Consider the following 16626-nt stretch of genomic DNA (forward strand, 5'->3'; position numbering starts at 1 on the left):
TAATTAGGAGGATAATTATGAAATTAAGTAAAACTACCTTTAAGGATTACAAGGAATACCCTGAAAGAATAATACAATTTGGTGAAGGAAATTTCTTGAGAGCTTTTGTTGATTGGCAAATTGATAAAATGAATAAAGAAGCTGATTTTAATGGAAGCGTTGTTATCGTTCAGCCACTAGCAACTGGATTAGTTGATATGCTTAATGAACAAGATGGATTATACACTTTATATTTACAGGGCTTAAAAGACGGAAAAGCTGTAAAAGAACATTCTGTAATAAATAGCATAAGTAGAAGTTTAAATCCATATTCTCAATATGAAGAATATTTGAAAGTAGCTGAAAATCCAGAACTTAGATTTGTTATATCAAACACTACTGAAGCTGGAATAGCTTTTGATGAAAATGATAAATTAGGTGATACCTGTCAAAATAGTTATCCAGGAAAGTTAACTGCATTTTTATACAGAAGATTTAAAACTTTTAATGGTGACAAAGCAAAAGGCATGATAATAATACCATGTGAGCTTATAGATAGAAATGGAGAAAAATTAAAAGCTACTATTTTAAAATTTGCAAAACTTTGGAAATTAGAAAATGAATTTGTAACTTGGCTAAATGAGGCAAACACTTTCTGCTGCACACTTGTAGATAGAATAGTTCCTGGTTATCCAAGAGATACTATAGAAGAAATTCATAAAGAATTAGGTTATGAAGACAGCTTAGTTGATGTTGGTGAACAATTCCACCTATGGGTAATAGAAGGACCACAATGGATAGCAAATGAGCTACCTTTTGAAAAAGCTGGATTGAATGTAAAATTAGTTGATGACGTTACACCTTATAGAACAAGAAAAGTTAGAATACTTAATGGAGCACATACTGCACTTGTACCAGTAGCATATCTTTATGGCTTAGATACTGTAGGACATTCTGTTGATGATGCTGTTATCGGAAAATTCTTAAGAGGCGTAATGTACGATGAGATTATTCCTACATTGGATCTTCCAGAAGATGAATTAAAATATTTTGCTAATGCTGTACTTGAAAGATTTATGAATCCTTTTGTAAATCACTATCTAATGAGCATAGCATTAAATTCTTTATCTAAATTTGAAACTAGAGATTTACCTTCATTACTTGAATTTACTAAGAGAAAAGGTGAACTTCCAAAGAAACTAGTATTTTCTTTAGCTGCTCTAATAGAGTTCTATAAGGGCAAAAGAGGAGAAGAAGAAATCAAACTTGCAGATGATGAGGATATTTTAGCTTTATTTAAGGAATTATGGGCAAATTGCGATGGAAGTAATGAAGCTTACAAAAAAATAGTAACTACTGTATTAGAATATGAAAAGAACTGGAAAATGAATTTAAATAATGTAAGTGGATTAACTGATGCAGTTACTGAAAATCTAATTAACATTGAACAATTAGGAATAAAAGAAGCTCTTAAATCTGTAATGTAATCGAGAGAGGTATTTTTATGAAAAATATTATAAAGATTAACGAAAACGATAATGTCGTTGTTGCTTTAACTGATTTAAATAAATCAGATGTTATTAAGGTGGATGGCAAAGAGATTACTGTTACTGAGCCTGTTAAAAGAGGACATAAAGTTGCTATAACAAACATTAAAGAAGGAGAAAATATTGTAAAGTATGGATTTTATATAGGGCATGCTATCAAGGATATTGAAGTAGGACAATGGATTCACACTCACAATATTAAAACCAACCTTAGTGGAATAAAAGAATATGTATATAATAAGAAGAAATTTGAAAATAATTTTGAAGATAAGAAATTAACATTCAAAGGTTACAAAAGAGAAAATGGTACTGTAGGTATAAGAAATGAACTATGGATAGTACCTACTGTTGGATGTGTTAATGGAATAGCAGATCTTATCGCAAAAAGATTCGAAGAAGAAACTTCTTTTACAGATGTTCATGTGTTTAAACATAATTATGGATGCTCTCAGCTTGGAGATGACCATTTAGCTACAAGAACTATACTAGGAGACATAGTTAAACATCCTAATGCTGGTGGTGTTTTAGTTCTTGGACTTGGATGTGAAAACAATACAATGCCTGATTTCATAAAATCTTTAGGGGATTATAATGAAAAAAGAGTTAAATTTATGATTTCTCAAAAAGTAGAGGATGAAATAGAAGAAGGCGCTAAAAGACTAAAAGAGCTTTATGATAACTCTAAAGAGGATAAAAGAGAAGATATACCTTTAAGTGAGCTAAAAATAGGACTTAAATGTGGTGCTTCTGATGGATTTTCCGGAATAACGGCCAATCCGTTACTTGGAAAATTATCTGACTTTTTAACAGCGCAAAATGCTACAACCATATTAACAGAAGTTCCAGAAATGTTTGGAGCAGAAACAATTTTAATGGATAGAGCTAAAAATAAAGATGTATTTGATAAAACTGTAAGTCTAATAAATGATTTCAAAAAATATTTTATGAGTTATAATCAACCTGTATATGAAAACCCTTCACCTGGAAATAAAGCCGGTGGAATAACTACCTTAGAAGATAAGTCACTTGGATGTACTCAAAAATCAGGTAGTGCAGAAATTGTTGATGTAATAAAATATGGTGAGGTTATAAAACAAAAAGGACTTAATTTATTGAGTGCACCTGGAAATGATTTAGTTGCATCTACAGCATTAGCTTCTGCAGGATGCCACATTGTATTATTTACAACAGGAAGAGGAACACCGTTTGGAACTTTTGTCCCAACAGTAAAAATATCTACCAATAGCCAGATTTATAATAAAAAGAAAAACTGGATAGACTTCAATGCCGGAAGACTTATTGAAAATGAGTCAATGGAAGAAGTATTAAATAACTTTATTGAATACATTATTGGTGTAGCCAGCGGAGAATTAGCTAACAATGAAAAGAATAATATAAGAGAAATAGCTATATTCAAAAATGGAGTAACACTATAAAATACTAACTTACCACTACCTACTATAACTATATATATTTATAAAATCTTAAAATTAAAGGCTTATCTTTATTCGCTTGGAATAAAGATGAGTCTTTAATTTATGATATAATAAATCTACATTAATATATAATACTATTATACAGGAGATGAATTTATGAGTTGTAAGTTGATTTGTATTGATATGGATGGAACCTTATTAAATGATGAGAAAACAATAAATGAGGAAAATTTAGTTGCAATAAAAAAAGCACATGACAAAGGTGTTAGAATAGCTGTATGCACGGGAAGGCTTTTTACATCAGCAAAGTATTTTGGTGATGTAATTGGAGTGAAGGCACCTATAATTGCATCTAATGGAGCCTACATAAGAGAAAAAGATGAGGAAAGGATTATATACAAGCTTGAACTTGGAGTGAAAAATTTAATAAAGATTCAAGATATAGTAGGAAAATATAAGCTAAGAGTGTATTATAATACTGCTGATTCAGTAATAGCAGCTAATGGTTTTCCTAAAAACTACGCTTATGCTAAGATGAATGAGAAACTTAAAGAAGATTTTAAAATAGGGTTAATTGATAGCAAAGATATATATAAAACAATTGAAGAAAAGGGTAGCGAAATTTTGAAGTGTATATGTATATCAGAAGATGGACTTGATACATATAAAGCTAAAAAGGAACTTTTAGATCTTAATGAATTTGAAGTTGTAAGTTCAGGAGAAGATAATATTGAAATAATGCACAAGGGAAATTCTAAAGGAAGAGCAGTGAAAGAGTTAGCTGAAATTTTTGGAATATCCAGAGAAGAAGTAATGTGTATTGGTGATAATGAAAATGATCTTTCTATGATTGAATATGCTGGGATAGGAGTAGCTATGGGGAATGGATCTGAACTTGTAAAAAAAGCAGCAGATTATATTACTGATACAAATAATAACTCAGGTGTGGCGAGGGCTATAGAAAAATTTGTGCTAAGCACAGGTAATGAAATTTAGAATATTTTATGAAATTAGAAGAAATACTATACTAATTATATTTTTTAATATAATATAAATTGTATAAAGTACATTAAAAAATAACCTATTAATGGAGTGAGTTTAATTGATTTTAGGACAAGAAAATTTAAACATAGTTTTATTCCAGCCAGAAATACCACAAAATACAGGAAATATTGCAAGAACATGTGTACTTACCAATAGTAAGTTGCATTTAATAAAACCATTGGGCTTTAGTTTAGATGAAAAACATTTAAAAAGAGCAGGGCTTGATTATTGGAGTGAACTTGATTTAACTGTTTATGATTCTTATGATGAGCTAAGAGAAAAATATAAGGATTCTACATTTTATTTTTCTACTACTAAAGGAAAAAACTATTACGAAGAAGTTACATTTAAACAAGGAGATTTTATTGTATTTGGTAGAGAATCATGTGGACTTCCAGATAGCATTAGAGAAAGCGATCCTAAGAGATGCATAAGAGTTCCGATGATAAAAACAAGTCTTAGGTCTCTAAACCTTTCAAACACAGTAGCAATAGTAGCATATGAAGGTTTAAGACAAATAGGATTTCCAAATATGAAGTAAGATACATAAAGGAGAAGATTAATGGAAAAAATAAAAATTATAACCGTAAGTACTGCAGATTTACCGAAGGATATAATTGATAAATATGATATTGAAGTACTTCCACTACTCGTAAATATTGGTGACAAATCATATTTAGATGGGATAGATATAACAACTTCAAAGCTTTTGGAAATCATGGATACTGATGGGGTATTCCCTACTACAATGCAGGTTAATCCACAAAGGCACTATGAATGTTTTAAAAAGTATCTAGAAGAAGGTTATAAAATTATAATGATAAGTATGTCTTCTAAGATGAGTGGAACTTATCAATCGGCATGTATAGCAAAGGACATGTTGGAAACAGACGATATAGCTGTAATAGACAGCCTTAATGTTACGTCTGGACTTGGAGTTTTAGTACTTAAAGCATGTAGACTTAGAGATGCAGGCTATGATTTTGATAAAATAGCTGAAGAAATAATAAATACAATTCCACACGTTAAAAGTGCTATTGCATTTAACAGATTAGATAATTTAATTAAAGGTGGAAGACTTTCAAAAGCAGCAGGAACTATTGGAAATATTTTGGGAATTAAGCTTATTTTAACAATCAAAGATGGTGAAATGATTGTTGTGGATAAGGTTAGAGGAACAAAAAAGGCAGCTAAATCCATATTGAATTATGCAAGTGAAGTTGGGATTTCAAAAAATGAAACCAGTATCCTATTATATATAGGAGAAAATGAAGTACGTGAATTGCTTGAGGATACATATAAAGATAAGGAAGGTTTTATAGAATGTGAAGCTGGGTGTGTAGTAGGAACACATTCTGGATCTGGTGCCTGCGGAATATTTTTTATAGAGGAATAATAAAAATGTAAATGGGAAGTATAAAAGCATAATAATTAGGAAACTAAATTCATAAACTCGCATTTATTTTACTTTAAATCTATTGATTTTACAAAAAATTTGGTTTATACTAATAAAGATTTAACAAATATGCATATATACAAAATTTTTTGTGCTTTTTAGGCAAAAAATAAAAAAGTAGTATCACAACTTATTTTTAATTTAAAGGGAACATATTATTAGGAGGTAATCTAATGAACAAGAAAAGAATATTAGCAGGAATAGCATCACTTTTAATAGTGGCAACTGTTTTTGCAGGATGTGGAAGCAGCAGTAGTTCTAGTAGCAGCAGTAGTAGTAGCAAGAAAATTAAGATAGGACTTTCTACTGATGAAGGCGGATTAAATGATAAATCATTTAACCAAGCAGCTGATACAGGAATAAAGAAAGCAGTAAGCGAATTTGGAAACATTGATTATAAACCAATAGAATCAAAGAAATCAGATGAATATCAACCAAATCTTCAATCTTTAGTTGATGTTGGATCAGACCTAGTTTTTGGAGTAGGATATCAGATGGCAGATGCACTTCAAGCAGTTGCTAACAAATACCCTGATAAGAAATTTGCTATAATTGATAATGCTTATGATAAGCAACCTAAAAATGTTGAATCATTAATATTTAAATCACAAGAAGGATCATTTTTAATGGGTGTAATTGCAGCAAAAGAAACTAAAACTAATAAACTTGGATTTATAGGTGGTAAACAAGGGGATTTAATAGATAGTTTTGCAGCTGGTTACATAGCAGGAGCAAGAGCAATAAACCCTAATATTCAGGTAAAAGTATTATATGCTGATAGTTATTCAGATACTGCAAAAGGAAAAGAACTAGCAAGTACATTATATGGTGATGGATATGACATCGTATATCATGCTGCTGGTGGAGTTGGTATTGGTGTATTTGATGCAGCAGAAGATGCTAGAACTGCTGGTAAAGATGTATGGGCTATAGGTGTTGACCAAGACCAAGCAGTAACAGTTCCTAAATATGCTAATGTTATTCTTTCTAGTAATTTAAAGAGAGTTGATACAGCAACATATCAAGTTGTAAAAGACTTAAAAAATGGTAAATTTGCAGGTGGAACAGTTAAAGTATTTGGACTAAAAGAAGATGGCGTAGGATATGCTCCAACAACAAAAAATCATGTATCTAAAGATATATTAGATTTAGTTGACAAGTACAAACAAGCAATAATTGATGGTAAAATTGTTGTTCCATCAAAAATAACAGATGCTAATAGTTTTACAGCTCCTTCAGTTCAATAATTAGTTTATAAAATTTAATAAAAATCTTTACTATTATATTAGGTTCATAATATAATAATGGCTAGGCATAAAAACCTAGCCTTTTTTCTGAAGAGGTAGATCAATTGAGGAGGATTGAAATGGATAGGGTAGTCGAAATGAAAAATATTACGAAGATTTTCCCTGGTACAGTGGCTAATGATAATGTGAATTTTGAACTCTTTAGAGGAGAAACGCATGTATTATTAGGCGAAAACGGAGCTGGAAAAACAACGCTTATGAATGTTTTATATGGACTTTATCAGCCGGAAAAAGGTGAAATCTTTGTAAATGGAACAGAACATAAAATATCAAATCCTAACGATGCCATTAAGCTTGGTATAGGAATGGTTCACCAGCATTTTATGCTTGTAGATAATTTTACAGTAGTGGAAAATATGATTTTAGGAATAGAACCTAAAATTGGATTAAAAATAAACATGAAAAAAGCAATTCAAGACGTTAAAGAATTAGCAGATAAATATGGGTTTAATATAGAACCAAATGCAGTTATACATGACATATCTGTTGGACAGCAGCAGAAGGTTGAAATACTTAAAGCTCTTTATAGAGGAGCAGATGTATTAATATTAGATGAACCTACAGCGGTACTTACACCACAAGAAATAGATGAACTTGGAGTTATAATTGATAATTTAAAAAAAGAAGGAAAATCAGTAATACTGATTACACATAAACTTAAAGAAGTAATGAAAATGAGTGATAGAGTTACAATAATAAGAAGAGGTAAGGTTACTGGAACTGTAAATACAAAGGAAACTAACATTGATAAACTTGCAGAACTTATGGTAGGAAGAAAAGTTAATCTTACAGTAGATAAAGAAGAATCAGTTCCAGGTAAAGATATGCTTGTAATTGAGGACCTTAAGGTTAAAGACTCAAGAGGTGTTTCAGTTGTAAAGGGTGTAAATTTAACTGTACATGCAGGTGAAATTGTTGGTATAGCTGGTGTTGACGGTAATGGCCAAAGCGAATTCATTGAAGCAATTACAGGGTTAATGAAACCTGAAAGCGGTAAAATTACATTAGACGGAAAAGATATATTTAATAAGACACCTAGAGAGATATCTGACAGTGGTATAGGATATGTACCAGAGGATAGACATAAAAGAGGACTTATTTTAAACTTTTCACTATTTGAGAATTCTATTTTAGGATTATATCACAAACTTCCTTTTAGTAAGGGAATAGTTATGAGATATAATGAAATAAAAAAACATTCAAGAAAACTTATTGATGAGTTTGATGTTAGAACTCCATCTGAAAATGTAACAGCAGCATCACTTTCAGGCGGAAACCAACAAAAACTTATAGTAGCTCGAGAAATATCTAAAAATCCTAATCTCTTAATTGCAGCACAACCTACAAGAGGGCTTGACGTTGGTGCTATTGAATATATCCATAAAAGAATAGTAGAAGAGAGAGACAAGAAAAAAGCAGTTCTTTTGGTTTCACTTGAATTAGATGAAATATTAGCGCTTTCAGATAAAATAGCAGTAATGTATGACGGAAATATAGTAGATATCCTTGATGCAAAGCATGCAGATGAGAAGAAACTTGGAATATTAATGGCTGGAGGAAGTATAAAAAGTGATAGAGAGGTGAGTGACGGTGAATAATTCTGAAGAAAAAAACAATAGATTTTTAGGTGCAATAAAATATGCAGCAAAAAGTTTGGCTTTCCCATTGTTTGCAATTTTTATATCCTTCTTTGTGGCAGTGTTTTTTGTAATGTGGGCAAAAGGTTATGGAATAACTGAATATTTTACAGCATTAACAGATTTAATTGGAACTATAATAACAGGAAGTTATGGCTCAACATCTCAAGCACTTGAAACATTAACTTATATAACACCGCTAATATTTACAGGAGTTGCCAGTGCTGTTGCCTTTAAATGTGGAATTTTTAATATAGGAACAGAAGGACAATTTACACTAGGAATGCTTGCAGCAGCCGTTGTTGGTCAAATACCAGGACTAAGCCCAATAGTACATGTACCACTAATAATATTAAGTGGCATTATAGCAGGAGGACTATGGGGAGCAATACCTGGATTTTTAAAAGCAAAATTTGGAATAAATGAAGTTATCAATTGTATAATGCTTAACTATATAGCAATGTATGTAGTCAATTTTGTAATAATGAGAACTCCAGCAGGAATACATAGTAAAGCGCAAACACCTATAATACAAGATAGTGCAAAGCTTTTTAGATTTAGTTCATCAAGCAGAGCCAATGTTGGAATCATAATAGCAGTAATATGTGCAATATTTGTATTTTGGCTACTATGGAAAACAACAAAGGGATACGAAATAAGAGCAGTAGGTATCAATCCACATGCATCAGAATATGGTGGAATAAATATTGCAAGAAACACTATATTTGCTATGTTAATATCGGGAGCCATTGCAGGACTTGGTGGTGCAACACATTTAGCAGGTACAGTTTACAATACTACAGATTTATTGTCTTTTGTCGGATATGGATTGGACGGTATAGCAGTTGCATTACTTGCTAAAAGTAATCCTATTGGTTGCATACCTTCAGCAATATTGTTTGGTACTTTGAATAGTAGTTCAAGAATACTTCAAATCAATAGTATACCAAAAGAAATTGTATATTTAATTCAGTCAGTTGTTATAGTATTTGTAGCTACTGATTATATAGTTGATTATTTTAAAGAAAAAAAGAGAAAAAAGGGGGCTATTTTAAATGGATAAGATGACTCTTATTGTGAGTATTGTAGCAGCCACTCTTAGAATGGCTACACCACTTATATTTACTGGGTTAGGTGGAGTGTTTTCAGAAAACTCAGGAGTTGTAAACATAGGACTTGAAGGTATGATGATTATAGGTGCGTTTTTTGCAGTATTAGGATCATACTTAACTGGTAGCCCAATTATAGGAATATTGTTTGCAGCAGTAGCAGGCGGAGTAATAGCTGCTCTTCATGCGTTTTTAAGTATACATTTAAGAGCTGATCAAGTAATTTCTGGTACAGCTATAAACTTATTTGCTACAGCATTTGCAAGTTTTATGATATTCAGAGTATTTAATACAGGTGGACAGACTAACATAGTTAATTCATTATCATACCATATACCTAAATTTATTGAAAATATACCTGTTTTCGGTAAGCTTCTTGGTGGACTTAATTGGTTTGTGTATATAGCTATAATTTTAGTATTTATAACTGATTTTATACTTTATAAAACGCCATTTGGACTTAGAATCAGAGCAGTTGGAGAGCATCCTGGCGCTGCTGATACACTTGGAATAAGTGTTTATAAGATTAGATATATATGCGTTATACTTTCAGGAGTGCTTGCTGGAATAGGAGGAGCTTCTTTATCAATAGGTTTATCAAATCTGTTTAGAGAAGGTATGACAGCAGGACGTGGATATATAGCTTTAGCGGCTATGATATTTGGTAACTGGAGGCCAAAGGGAACAATGTGGGCTTGCCTACTATTTGCTTTTGGTAGTGCACTTCAAATAAATGCACAAATGTTAAGCTTCCAAATACCAGATGAAATATATGCTATGATCCCATATGTACTTACAATGTTTGCCTTAGCTGGATTTGTTGGAAAGACAGTTGCACCAGCAGCAGATGGAATTGCATACATAAAGGGGAAAAGATAAAGAGAAAGTTGTACCTCTAATGGGCTGAGTTAAATTGATTTGGATTTAGCTCAGCCCATTTTTGAATAAAAATTAATTTTTAGGGGAATCTTGTTACATATTAAGGAATTTTAATATTTATTGGTGTTGGAAAGGTAAATTTATGATATACTAACCTTATAATAGATTTAATATGGTAATGAGATATGGGTGAAAGTTATGAACTTAGATTTTAATTTAAATTTAACTCAGCAACAAAAAATGGTTATGACTCATGAGATGCAACTGTCAGTAAAACTTCTTCAAATGTCTAATTTTGAATTAGTTGAATATTTAAATCAAGAAATACAGGAAAATCCTGTAATTGATGCTGATTTTTCAAAATTAGAGACTGACCAAAGTGATGAAAAAATTGATTATAAAAAGCTATCGGAGTATTTGGAGGGCGATAATTATAATTCGGGAGTTAACTATGGAGAGGAGCAGAGCTCACCTTTTAATTTTATATCAGAGGAGAAGTCACTTAAGGATTATTTAAAAGAGCAGCTTATAGGATTAAATGAAAATGGTTACATAAAAGCAATATGTACGTATATTATTGAATGTATTGATGCCACTGGTTATTTTGTTGATGATTTAGATGATGTGTCTAAAGTGCTAAACGTAAAAAAAGAAGATGCAATAGAAGCATTAGAAATCGTTCAGAGCCTTGAACCAATTGGAATAGGGGCTACAAATCTAAAGGAATGTTTAAAAATTCAAGCTCAGTCAAAGGGAATATTAGATGATAACTTTGAAAAAATTATATATGATCACTTGGAAGATATAGGAGACAACAAATATAATAAAATTGCAAAAGATCTTAATATATCGGTGAGAGAAGCACAAGAGTATGGTGATGAGATAAAAAAGCTTGAACCAAAACCTTCAAGGGGATTTTATACTGGAGAGGAAGTTAAATATATTATTCCCGATGCCTATATTGAAAATATTGGTGGTGAAATTTATGTTGTAATGAACGATTCTTCATTACCTAAGCTATCAATAAGCAATGTATATAAAAGTATATTAGATGGAACAGATGACAAAGAAGCAAAAAAATATGTTAAAGAGAAAATGAACAATGCTATTTTTTTAATGAAAAGTATAGACATGAGGAAAAGCACTATCTATAAAGTAGTTGAACAAATTGTTGACATACAAAGGGATTATTTTCTTAAGGGTAATGAATATTTAAAAGGCATGACTTTAAAAGATATTGCGGATAGAATTGACATGCATGAATCCACTGTAAGCAGAGCCATTAAAGAAAAATATATTTATACAGACAAGGGCATCATAAGGATAAAGGATTTATTTACAACAGCTATTAGTAATAATAACAACAATGAAGATGTATCTGCTAATAACATAAAAAATAAAATAAAAGAACTTATAGATGCTGAAAAAAAAGAAAAACCAATTTCAGATCAAAACATTTGCGACAGTTTAAATGAAGAGGGCTTTAAAATTTCTAGAAGAACTGTAGCAAAATATAGAGAAGAAATGGGGATTAAGTCGTCAGGAAAAAGAAAGAGATTTTAAAAAATATAAAATAATTTATATTTTTTTTGTAAATACTATTTAAAAATAAAGTGTTTTAATCTATAATAATAAGTGGGACATGAATTGAGTTGCTGGGACGCTCTTGGGCCAGTGAGGTGGTTAAATTGCACGAAATATTAAAGTTGCAGAAAAAAATTGTTCCAGAACTTATGGATTTGCTTGAAAAGAGATATAATATTTTAAGGACAATATACTATAATCAACCTATAGGTAGACGGATACTTGCCAACAAATTGGAAATAGGCGAAAGAGTAGTTCGAACTGAAATTAACTTTCTTAAAAAGCAAAATTTAATTAACATAGGTACTCCTGGAATGTCAGTAACGTATGAAGGTGAAGAAGTAATAGATAAACTAAAGAATTTTATACGTGAATTTAAAGGGTTAACTGAAATTGAAGGCTTAATAAAAGAAAAACTAAATATAAAAAAGGTAATTATTGTGCCTGGAAGTATTGATGAAGACACCACTGTAATGAATGAACTAGGTAGGACGGCTGCAAAGTATGTCGAAAACATAATACAAGATGGAAATATAATTGCAATTACAGGTGGAACTAGTATTAAAAAGGTTATTGATAATTTCACAGAAAATTGTCACTTTCCACATGCCATTGTTGTACCAGCAAGAGGTGGCATGGACAGAAAAGTTGAGACAGAAGCCAATACTTTAGCTGCAAATCTTGCAAATAAGCTTGATGCGACATATAAACTATTGCATGTTCCAGACAATCTTAGTAATGAAGCGTTAAGTACTATTCTTAATGAAAAAAGCATTAAGGATGTTATAGAAACCATACACAGAGCTAATATCATTGTTTATGGTGTAGGAAGAGCCGATGAAATGAGTAGACGTAGAGGCCTTAGTAAAGAAGAAACTTTGAGAATATTAGAGCAAGGTTCTGTAGGAGAAGCTTTTGGTTATTTTTTTGATAATGCTGGCGAAGTAGTTTATGCAACGCCTTCAGTTGGATTGAAAATTGAAGATATTAACAATGTGGATAATCTTATAGCAGTTGCAGGTGAAAAAACCAAAGCAGAAGCTATTGTATCAACACAACTTAATAATGAGAAAAGTGTTCTAGTTACAGATGAAGGTACAGCTATTGAAATAGTTAAACTTTTAAATTAAACAAGTTAACAAATATCTTTCAATAATTTTTTTGTTGATTAGGTATTTTTAAATAAATTTTTATTAAACTGCTAATAATTATATTTTATATATAGTTTTAGAATATTATATTTTTGGAGGTATTTACAATGGCAAAAATAGCTATTAATGGTTTTGGAAGAATAGGAAGATTAGCTTTAAGAAGAATACTTGAAGTTCCTGGTCTAGAGGTTGTTGCAATCAATGACTTAACTGATGCAAAAATGTTAGCACACTTATTCAAATATGATTCATCACAAGGAAGATTTAACGGAGAAATCGAAGTTAAAGAAGGAGCTTTCGTAGTTAACGGAAAAGAAGTTAAAGTTTTCGCAGAAGCAGATCCTGAAAAATTACCTTGGGGAGAACTTGGAATAGACGTTGTACTTGAATGTACTGGTTTCTTCACAAAGAAAGAAAAAGCAGAAGCTCATGTTAGAGCAGGTGCTAAAAAAGTTGTTATATCAGCTCCAGCTGGAAACGACTTAAAGACAATAGTATTCAATGTTAACAATGAAGACCTTGATGGAACAGAAACAGTTATATCTGGTGCATCATGCACAACTAACTGCTTAGCTCCAATGGCTAAAGTATTAAATGACAAATTTGGAATAGAAAAAGGATTCATGACTACAATCCATGCTTATACAAATGATCAAAATACATTAGATGGCCCACACAAAAAAGGCGATTTAAGAAGAGCTAGAGCTGCTGCTGTAAGCATAATCCCTAACTCAACTGGTGCTGCTAAAGCAATAGCACAAGTTATTCCTGATTTAAAAGGAAAATTAGACGGAAATGCACAAAGAGTTCCAGTTCCAACTGGTTCAATCACTGAATTAGTTTCAGTTCTTAAGAAAAACGTAACAGTTGAAGAAATCAATGCTGCTATGAAAGCTGCTGCTGATGAATCATTTGGTTACACTGAAGATGAAATAGTTTCAGCTGACGTTGTAGGAATTAACTTTGGATCATTATTCGATGCTACTTTAACTAAAATAGTAGACGTTAATGGATCACAATTAGTTAAAACAGCTGCTTGGTATGATAATGAAATGTCATATACTTCACAGTTAGTTAGAACTTTAGAATATTTTGCAAAAATCGCTAAATAATCTAAAAGTTAATAGATAATTATATTAAATATTTTAAATATTTAAGAGAAACATAGTAGAGAGGTCTGGTTTTGTAGTTATGGCTATGAGGCTGGGCCTTTTTAAATAAAATTTTAGAGGTGAAATTTAATGCAATTAAATAAAAAAACAGTTGAAGATATAGAAGTTAAAGGTAAAAGAGTATTAGTTAGATGCGATTTTAATGTACCATTAAAAGATGGCGTTATAACTGATGAAAATAGACTTGTTGGAGCTATGCCTACAATAAAATATTTAGTAGAAAAGGGAGCTAAAGTTGTACTTTGCTCACACCTTGGAAAAGCTAAAGGACCAGATCCAAAGCTTACTTTAGCACCAGTTGCTAAAAGACTTTCAGAAATGCTTGGAAAAGCAGTAGTATTTGCTGCTGATGACACAGTTGTTGGAGAAAATGCTAAAAAGGCAGTAGCTGAAATGAAAGATGGAGATGTAGTTCTTCTTGAAAACACAAGATATAGAAAAGAAGAAGGAAAGAACGAAGAAAACTTCTCAAAAGAATTAGCATCACTTGCTGATGTTTATGTTAATGATGCTTTTGGTACAGCCCACAGAGCACACTGTTCAACAGTTGGTGTAACAAACTTTGTTGAAACTGCAGTATGTGGATATTTAATTCAAAAAGAATTAAAATTCTTAGGAGAAGTTGTAGAAACTCCAGTAAGACCATTCGTTGCAATATTAGGTGGAGCTAAAGTTTCAGATAAAATTAACGTTATTAACAATCTTCTTGAAAAAGTTGATACTTTAATAATTGGTGGAGGTATGGCTTATACTTTCTTAAAGGGTCAAGGATATACTATAGGTAAATCACTTGTAGAAGAAGATAAAGTTGAATACGCTAAAGAAATGCTTGAAAAAGCTAAGGCTAAAGGCGTTAAATTATTACTTCCTGTAGACAATGTTGTTGGAGCAGAATTTAATGCTGACACAACTCCAGTTACTACTGAAGATGCTAATATCCCAGAAGGACATATGGGTCTTGACATTGGACCAAAGACATCAAAACTTTATGCAGAGGCTATAAAAGATGCTAAAACTGTTATTTGGAACGGACCAATGGGAGTATTTGAATTTGCAAACTTTGCAAAGGGAACAATAGCAGTTGCAGAAGCTATGGCTGCTGCTGATGCTACAACAGTTATAGGTGGAGGAGATAGTGCTGCTGCTGTTAATCAATTAGGATTTGGAGACAAAATGACTCATATCTCAACTGGTGGCGGAGCTTCACTTGAATTCTTAGAAGGAAAAGAACTTCCTGGAATAGCTGCTTTAAACGATAAATAATTTTACAAAGGATAATAGCTAAAATGATATTAAATAATAATTATTATTGTTTAATATCATTTACAAATTACTTTTTAGTGATATAATATATCTAAAGAAGGAAAGTAGTTATTGTTTATATAAATTTTATATAATAATTGGAGGTCGTAATATAATGAGAACACCAATAATAGCTGGAAACTGGAAAATGAATAACACAGTAAGTGAAGCTTTAAAATTAGTTGAAGGATTAAAACCATTAGTAAAGGATGCAAAGGTTGATGTTGTTATAGCTCCTACATTTGTTACTTTAGATGCTGTACTTAAAGCTACTAAAGGAAGTAACATTAAGGTTGCTGCTCAAAACATGCATTTTGAAGAAAATGGTGCTTTCACTGGTGAAATTTCACCAAAAATGCTTGAAGAATTAGGAGTAGATTACGTAATACTTGGACATAGTGAAAGAAGACAATACTTCAACGAAACAGATGAAGCATTAAATAAAAAAGTAAAAGCTGCATTTGCACATGGCTTAATTCCAATACTTTGTTGCGGAGAAACTCTTGAAGAAAGAGAAGCTAATGTTACAAATGAAGTTACTGGAAAACAAATTAAATTAGATTTAGCAGGACTTAGCAAAGAAGATGCTGAAAAAGTTGTTATAGCTTATGAACCAATTTGGGCTATAGGAACAGGTAAAACAGCTACAGATGAGCAAGCTAATGAAACTATTGGAGCTATAAGAAAAACTGTTGCTGAAATTTTCGGACAGGAAGTAGCAGATAAAGTTAGAATTCAATATGGTGGTTCTGTAAAACCAGGAACTATAAAAGCACAAATGGCTAAACCTGAAATAGATGGAGCTTTAGTTGGTGGAGCAAGCCTTAAAGCAGAAGATTTTGCAGGAATAGTAAATTTCTAAAAAATAATATAACAAATCGGAGTTGAAATTTAATTTTAACTCCGATCACAAAAAATTAATATAAAGTGAAAAAAAGTAACAAAATGGATAAATTTATCGGTTGTTTTATATATGAAAAAAATATTATAATAGCATGGGAACAAATTAAATTTGAAAATATC

Annotated in this window: 14 protein-coding genes; all 14 read left to right on the forward strand. The window is 31.3% G+C overall.

Annotated features, from left to right (window positions below; genetic code table 11):
- The first annotated feature begins 17 nt into the window (after positions 1-17).
- Positions 18-1466 carry a tagaturonate reductase gene (locus B8978_RS09940; RefSeq protein ID WP_084115714.1) on the forward strand — a complete coding sequence of 483 codons (1449 nt, stop codon included), beginning with the start codon at positions 18-20 and terminating at the stop codon, positions 1464-1466.
- Between the two features lie 17 nt (positions 1467-1483).
- Positions 1484-2962 carry a UxaA family hydrolase gene (locus B8978_RS09945; RefSeq protein ID WP_084115716.1) on the forward strand — a complete coding sequence of 493 codons (1479 nt, stop codon included), beginning with the start codon at positions 1484-1486 and terminating at the stop codon, positions 2960-2962.
- Positions 2963-3118: 156 nt separating this feature from the next.
- Complete coding sequence (locus tag B8978_RS09950) at positions 3119-3958, forward strand: Cof-type HAD-IIB family hydrolase (protein ID WP_084115718.1); 840 nt, start codon at positions 3119-3121, stop codon at positions 3956-3958.
- A gap of 106 nt (positions 3959-4064) precedes the next feature.
- Complete coding sequence (locus B8978_RS09955) at positions 4065-4547, forward strand: tRNA (cytidine(34)-2'-O)-methyltransferase (RefSeq protein ID WP_084115720.1); 483 nt, start codon at positions 4065-4067, stop codon at positions 4545-4547.
- Between the two features lie 21 nt (positions 4548-4568).
- Positions 4569-5402, forward strand: a complete 834-nt coding sequence (locus B8978_RS09960; protein WP_084115721.1) for a DegV family protein — start codon at positions 4569-4571, stop codon at positions 5400-5402.
- Between the two features lie 233 nt (positions 5403-5635).
- Complete coding sequence (locus B8978_RS09965; RefSeq protein WP_084115723.1) at positions 5636-6709, forward strand: BMP family lipoprotein; 1074 nt, start codon at positions 5636-5638, stop codon at positions 6707-6709.
- A 119-nt stretch (positions 6710-6828) separates the two neighbouring features.
- Positions 6829-8367 (forward strand): ABC transporter ATP-binding protein, encoded by a 1539-nt coding sequence (locus tag B8978_RS09970; protein ID WP_084115725.1) that lies wholly within the window; start codon positions 6829-6831, stop codon positions 8365-8367.
- The gene (locus B8978_RS09975) at positions 8360-9469 is read left to right on the forward strand and encodes an ABC transporter permease (protein WP_084115727.1); all 1110 of its coding nucleotides are present in this window, start codon (positions 8360-8362) and stop codon (positions 9467-9469) included. The genes B8978_RS09970 and B8978_RS09975 overlap by 8 nt, the downstream gene beginning before the upstream one ends.
- Complete coding sequence (locus B8978_RS09980) at positions 9462-10394, forward strand: ABC transporter permease (RefSeq protein WP_084115729.1); 933 nt, start codon at positions 9462-9464, stop codon at positions 10392-10394. Before B8978_RS09975 ends, B8978_RS09980 begins: the two co-directional genes overlap by 8 nt.
- A gap of 198 nt (positions 10395-10592) precedes the next feature.
- Positions 10593-11957, forward strand: coding sequence for an RNA polymerase factor sigma-54 (rpoN, locus tag B8978_RS09985; RefSeq protein ID WP_084115731.1), 1365 nt, complete (start codon positions 10593-10595; stop codon positions 11955-11957).
- 125 nt (positions 11958-12082) lie between these two features.
- A complete protein-coding gene (locus B8978_RS09990) occupies positions 12083-13108 on the forward strand; it encodes a sugar-binding transcriptional regulator (protein WP_084115733.1) in 1026 nt (341 codons plus the stop codon).
- Between the two features lie 128 nt (positions 13109-13236).
- Entirely contained in the window at positions 13237-14241 is a 1005-nt protein-coding gene (gene gap, locus B8978_RS09995; RefSeq protein WP_084115735.1) for a type I glyceraldehyde-3-phosphate dehydrogenase, read from the forward strand.
- Between the two features lie 129 nt (positions 14242-14370).
- Entirely contained in the window at positions 14371-15564 is a 1194-nt protein-coding gene (locus B8978_RS10000; RefSeq protein ID WP_084115737.1) for a phosphoglycerate kinase, read from the forward strand.
- 154 nt (positions 15565-15718) lie between these two features.
- Positions 15719-16465, forward strand: a complete 747-nt coding sequence (gene tpiA / locus B8978_RS10005) for a triose-phosphate isomerase (protein ID WP_084115739.1) — start codon at positions 15719-15721, stop codon at positions 16463-16465.
- Positions 16466-16626: the final 161 nt, after the last annotated feature.

Origin of the sequence: Clostridium acidisoli DSM 12555, assembly GCF_900176305.1 — a bacterium.
Taxonomy (GTDB): domain Bacteria; phylum Bacillota; class Clostridia; order Clostridiales; family Clostridiaceae; genus Clostridium_I; species Clostridium_I acidisoli.

What these genes read in the sequence shown, in the direction of transcription:
- B8978_RS09940 (WP_084115714.1), top strand. Translation starts at nt 18, where the DNA reads ATGAAATTAAGTAAAACTACCTTTAAGGATTACAAGGAATACCCTGAA.
- B8978_RS09945 (WP_084115716.1), top strand. Translation starts at nt 1,484, where the DNA reads ATGAAAAATATTATAAAGATTAACGAAAACGATAATGTCGTTGTTGCT.
- B8978_RS09950 (WP_084115718.1), top strand. Translation starts at nt 3,119, where the DNA reads ATGAGTTGTAAGTTGATTTGTATTGATATGGATGGAACCTTATTAAAT.
- B8978_RS09960 (WP_084115721.1), top strand. Translation starts at nt 4,569, where the DNA reads ATGGAAAAAATAAAAATTATAACCGTAAGTACTGCAGATTTACCGAAG.
- B8978_RS09965 (WP_084115723.1), top strand. Translation starts at nt 5,636, where the DNA reads ATGAACAAGAAAAGAATATTAGCAGGAATAGCATCACTTTTAATAGTG.
- B8978_RS09970 (WP_084115725.1), top strand. Translation starts at nt 6,829, where the DNA reads ATGGATAGGGTAGTCGAAATGAAAAATATTACGAAGATTTTCCCTGGT.
- B8978_RS09980 (WP_084115729.1), top strand. Translation starts at nt 9,462, where the DNA reads ATGGATAAGATGACTCTTATTGTGAGTATTGTAGCAGCCACTCTTAGA.
- rpoN (WP_084115731.1), top strand. Translation starts at nt 10,593, where the DNA reads ATGAACTTAGATTTTAATTTAAATTTAACTCAGCAACAAAAAATGGTT.
- gap (WP_084115735.1), top strand. Translation starts at nt 13,237, where the DNA reads ATGGCAAAAATAGCTATTAATGGTTTTGGAAGAATAGGAAGATTAGCT.
- B8978_RS10000 (WP_084115737.1), top strand. Translation starts at nt 14,371, where the DNA reads ATGCAATTAAATAAAAAAACAGTTGAAGATATAGAAGTTAAAGGTAAA.
- tpiA (WP_084115739.1), top strand. Translation starts at nt 15,719, where the DNA reads ATGAGAACACCAATAATAGCTGGAAACTGGAAAATGAATAACACAGTA.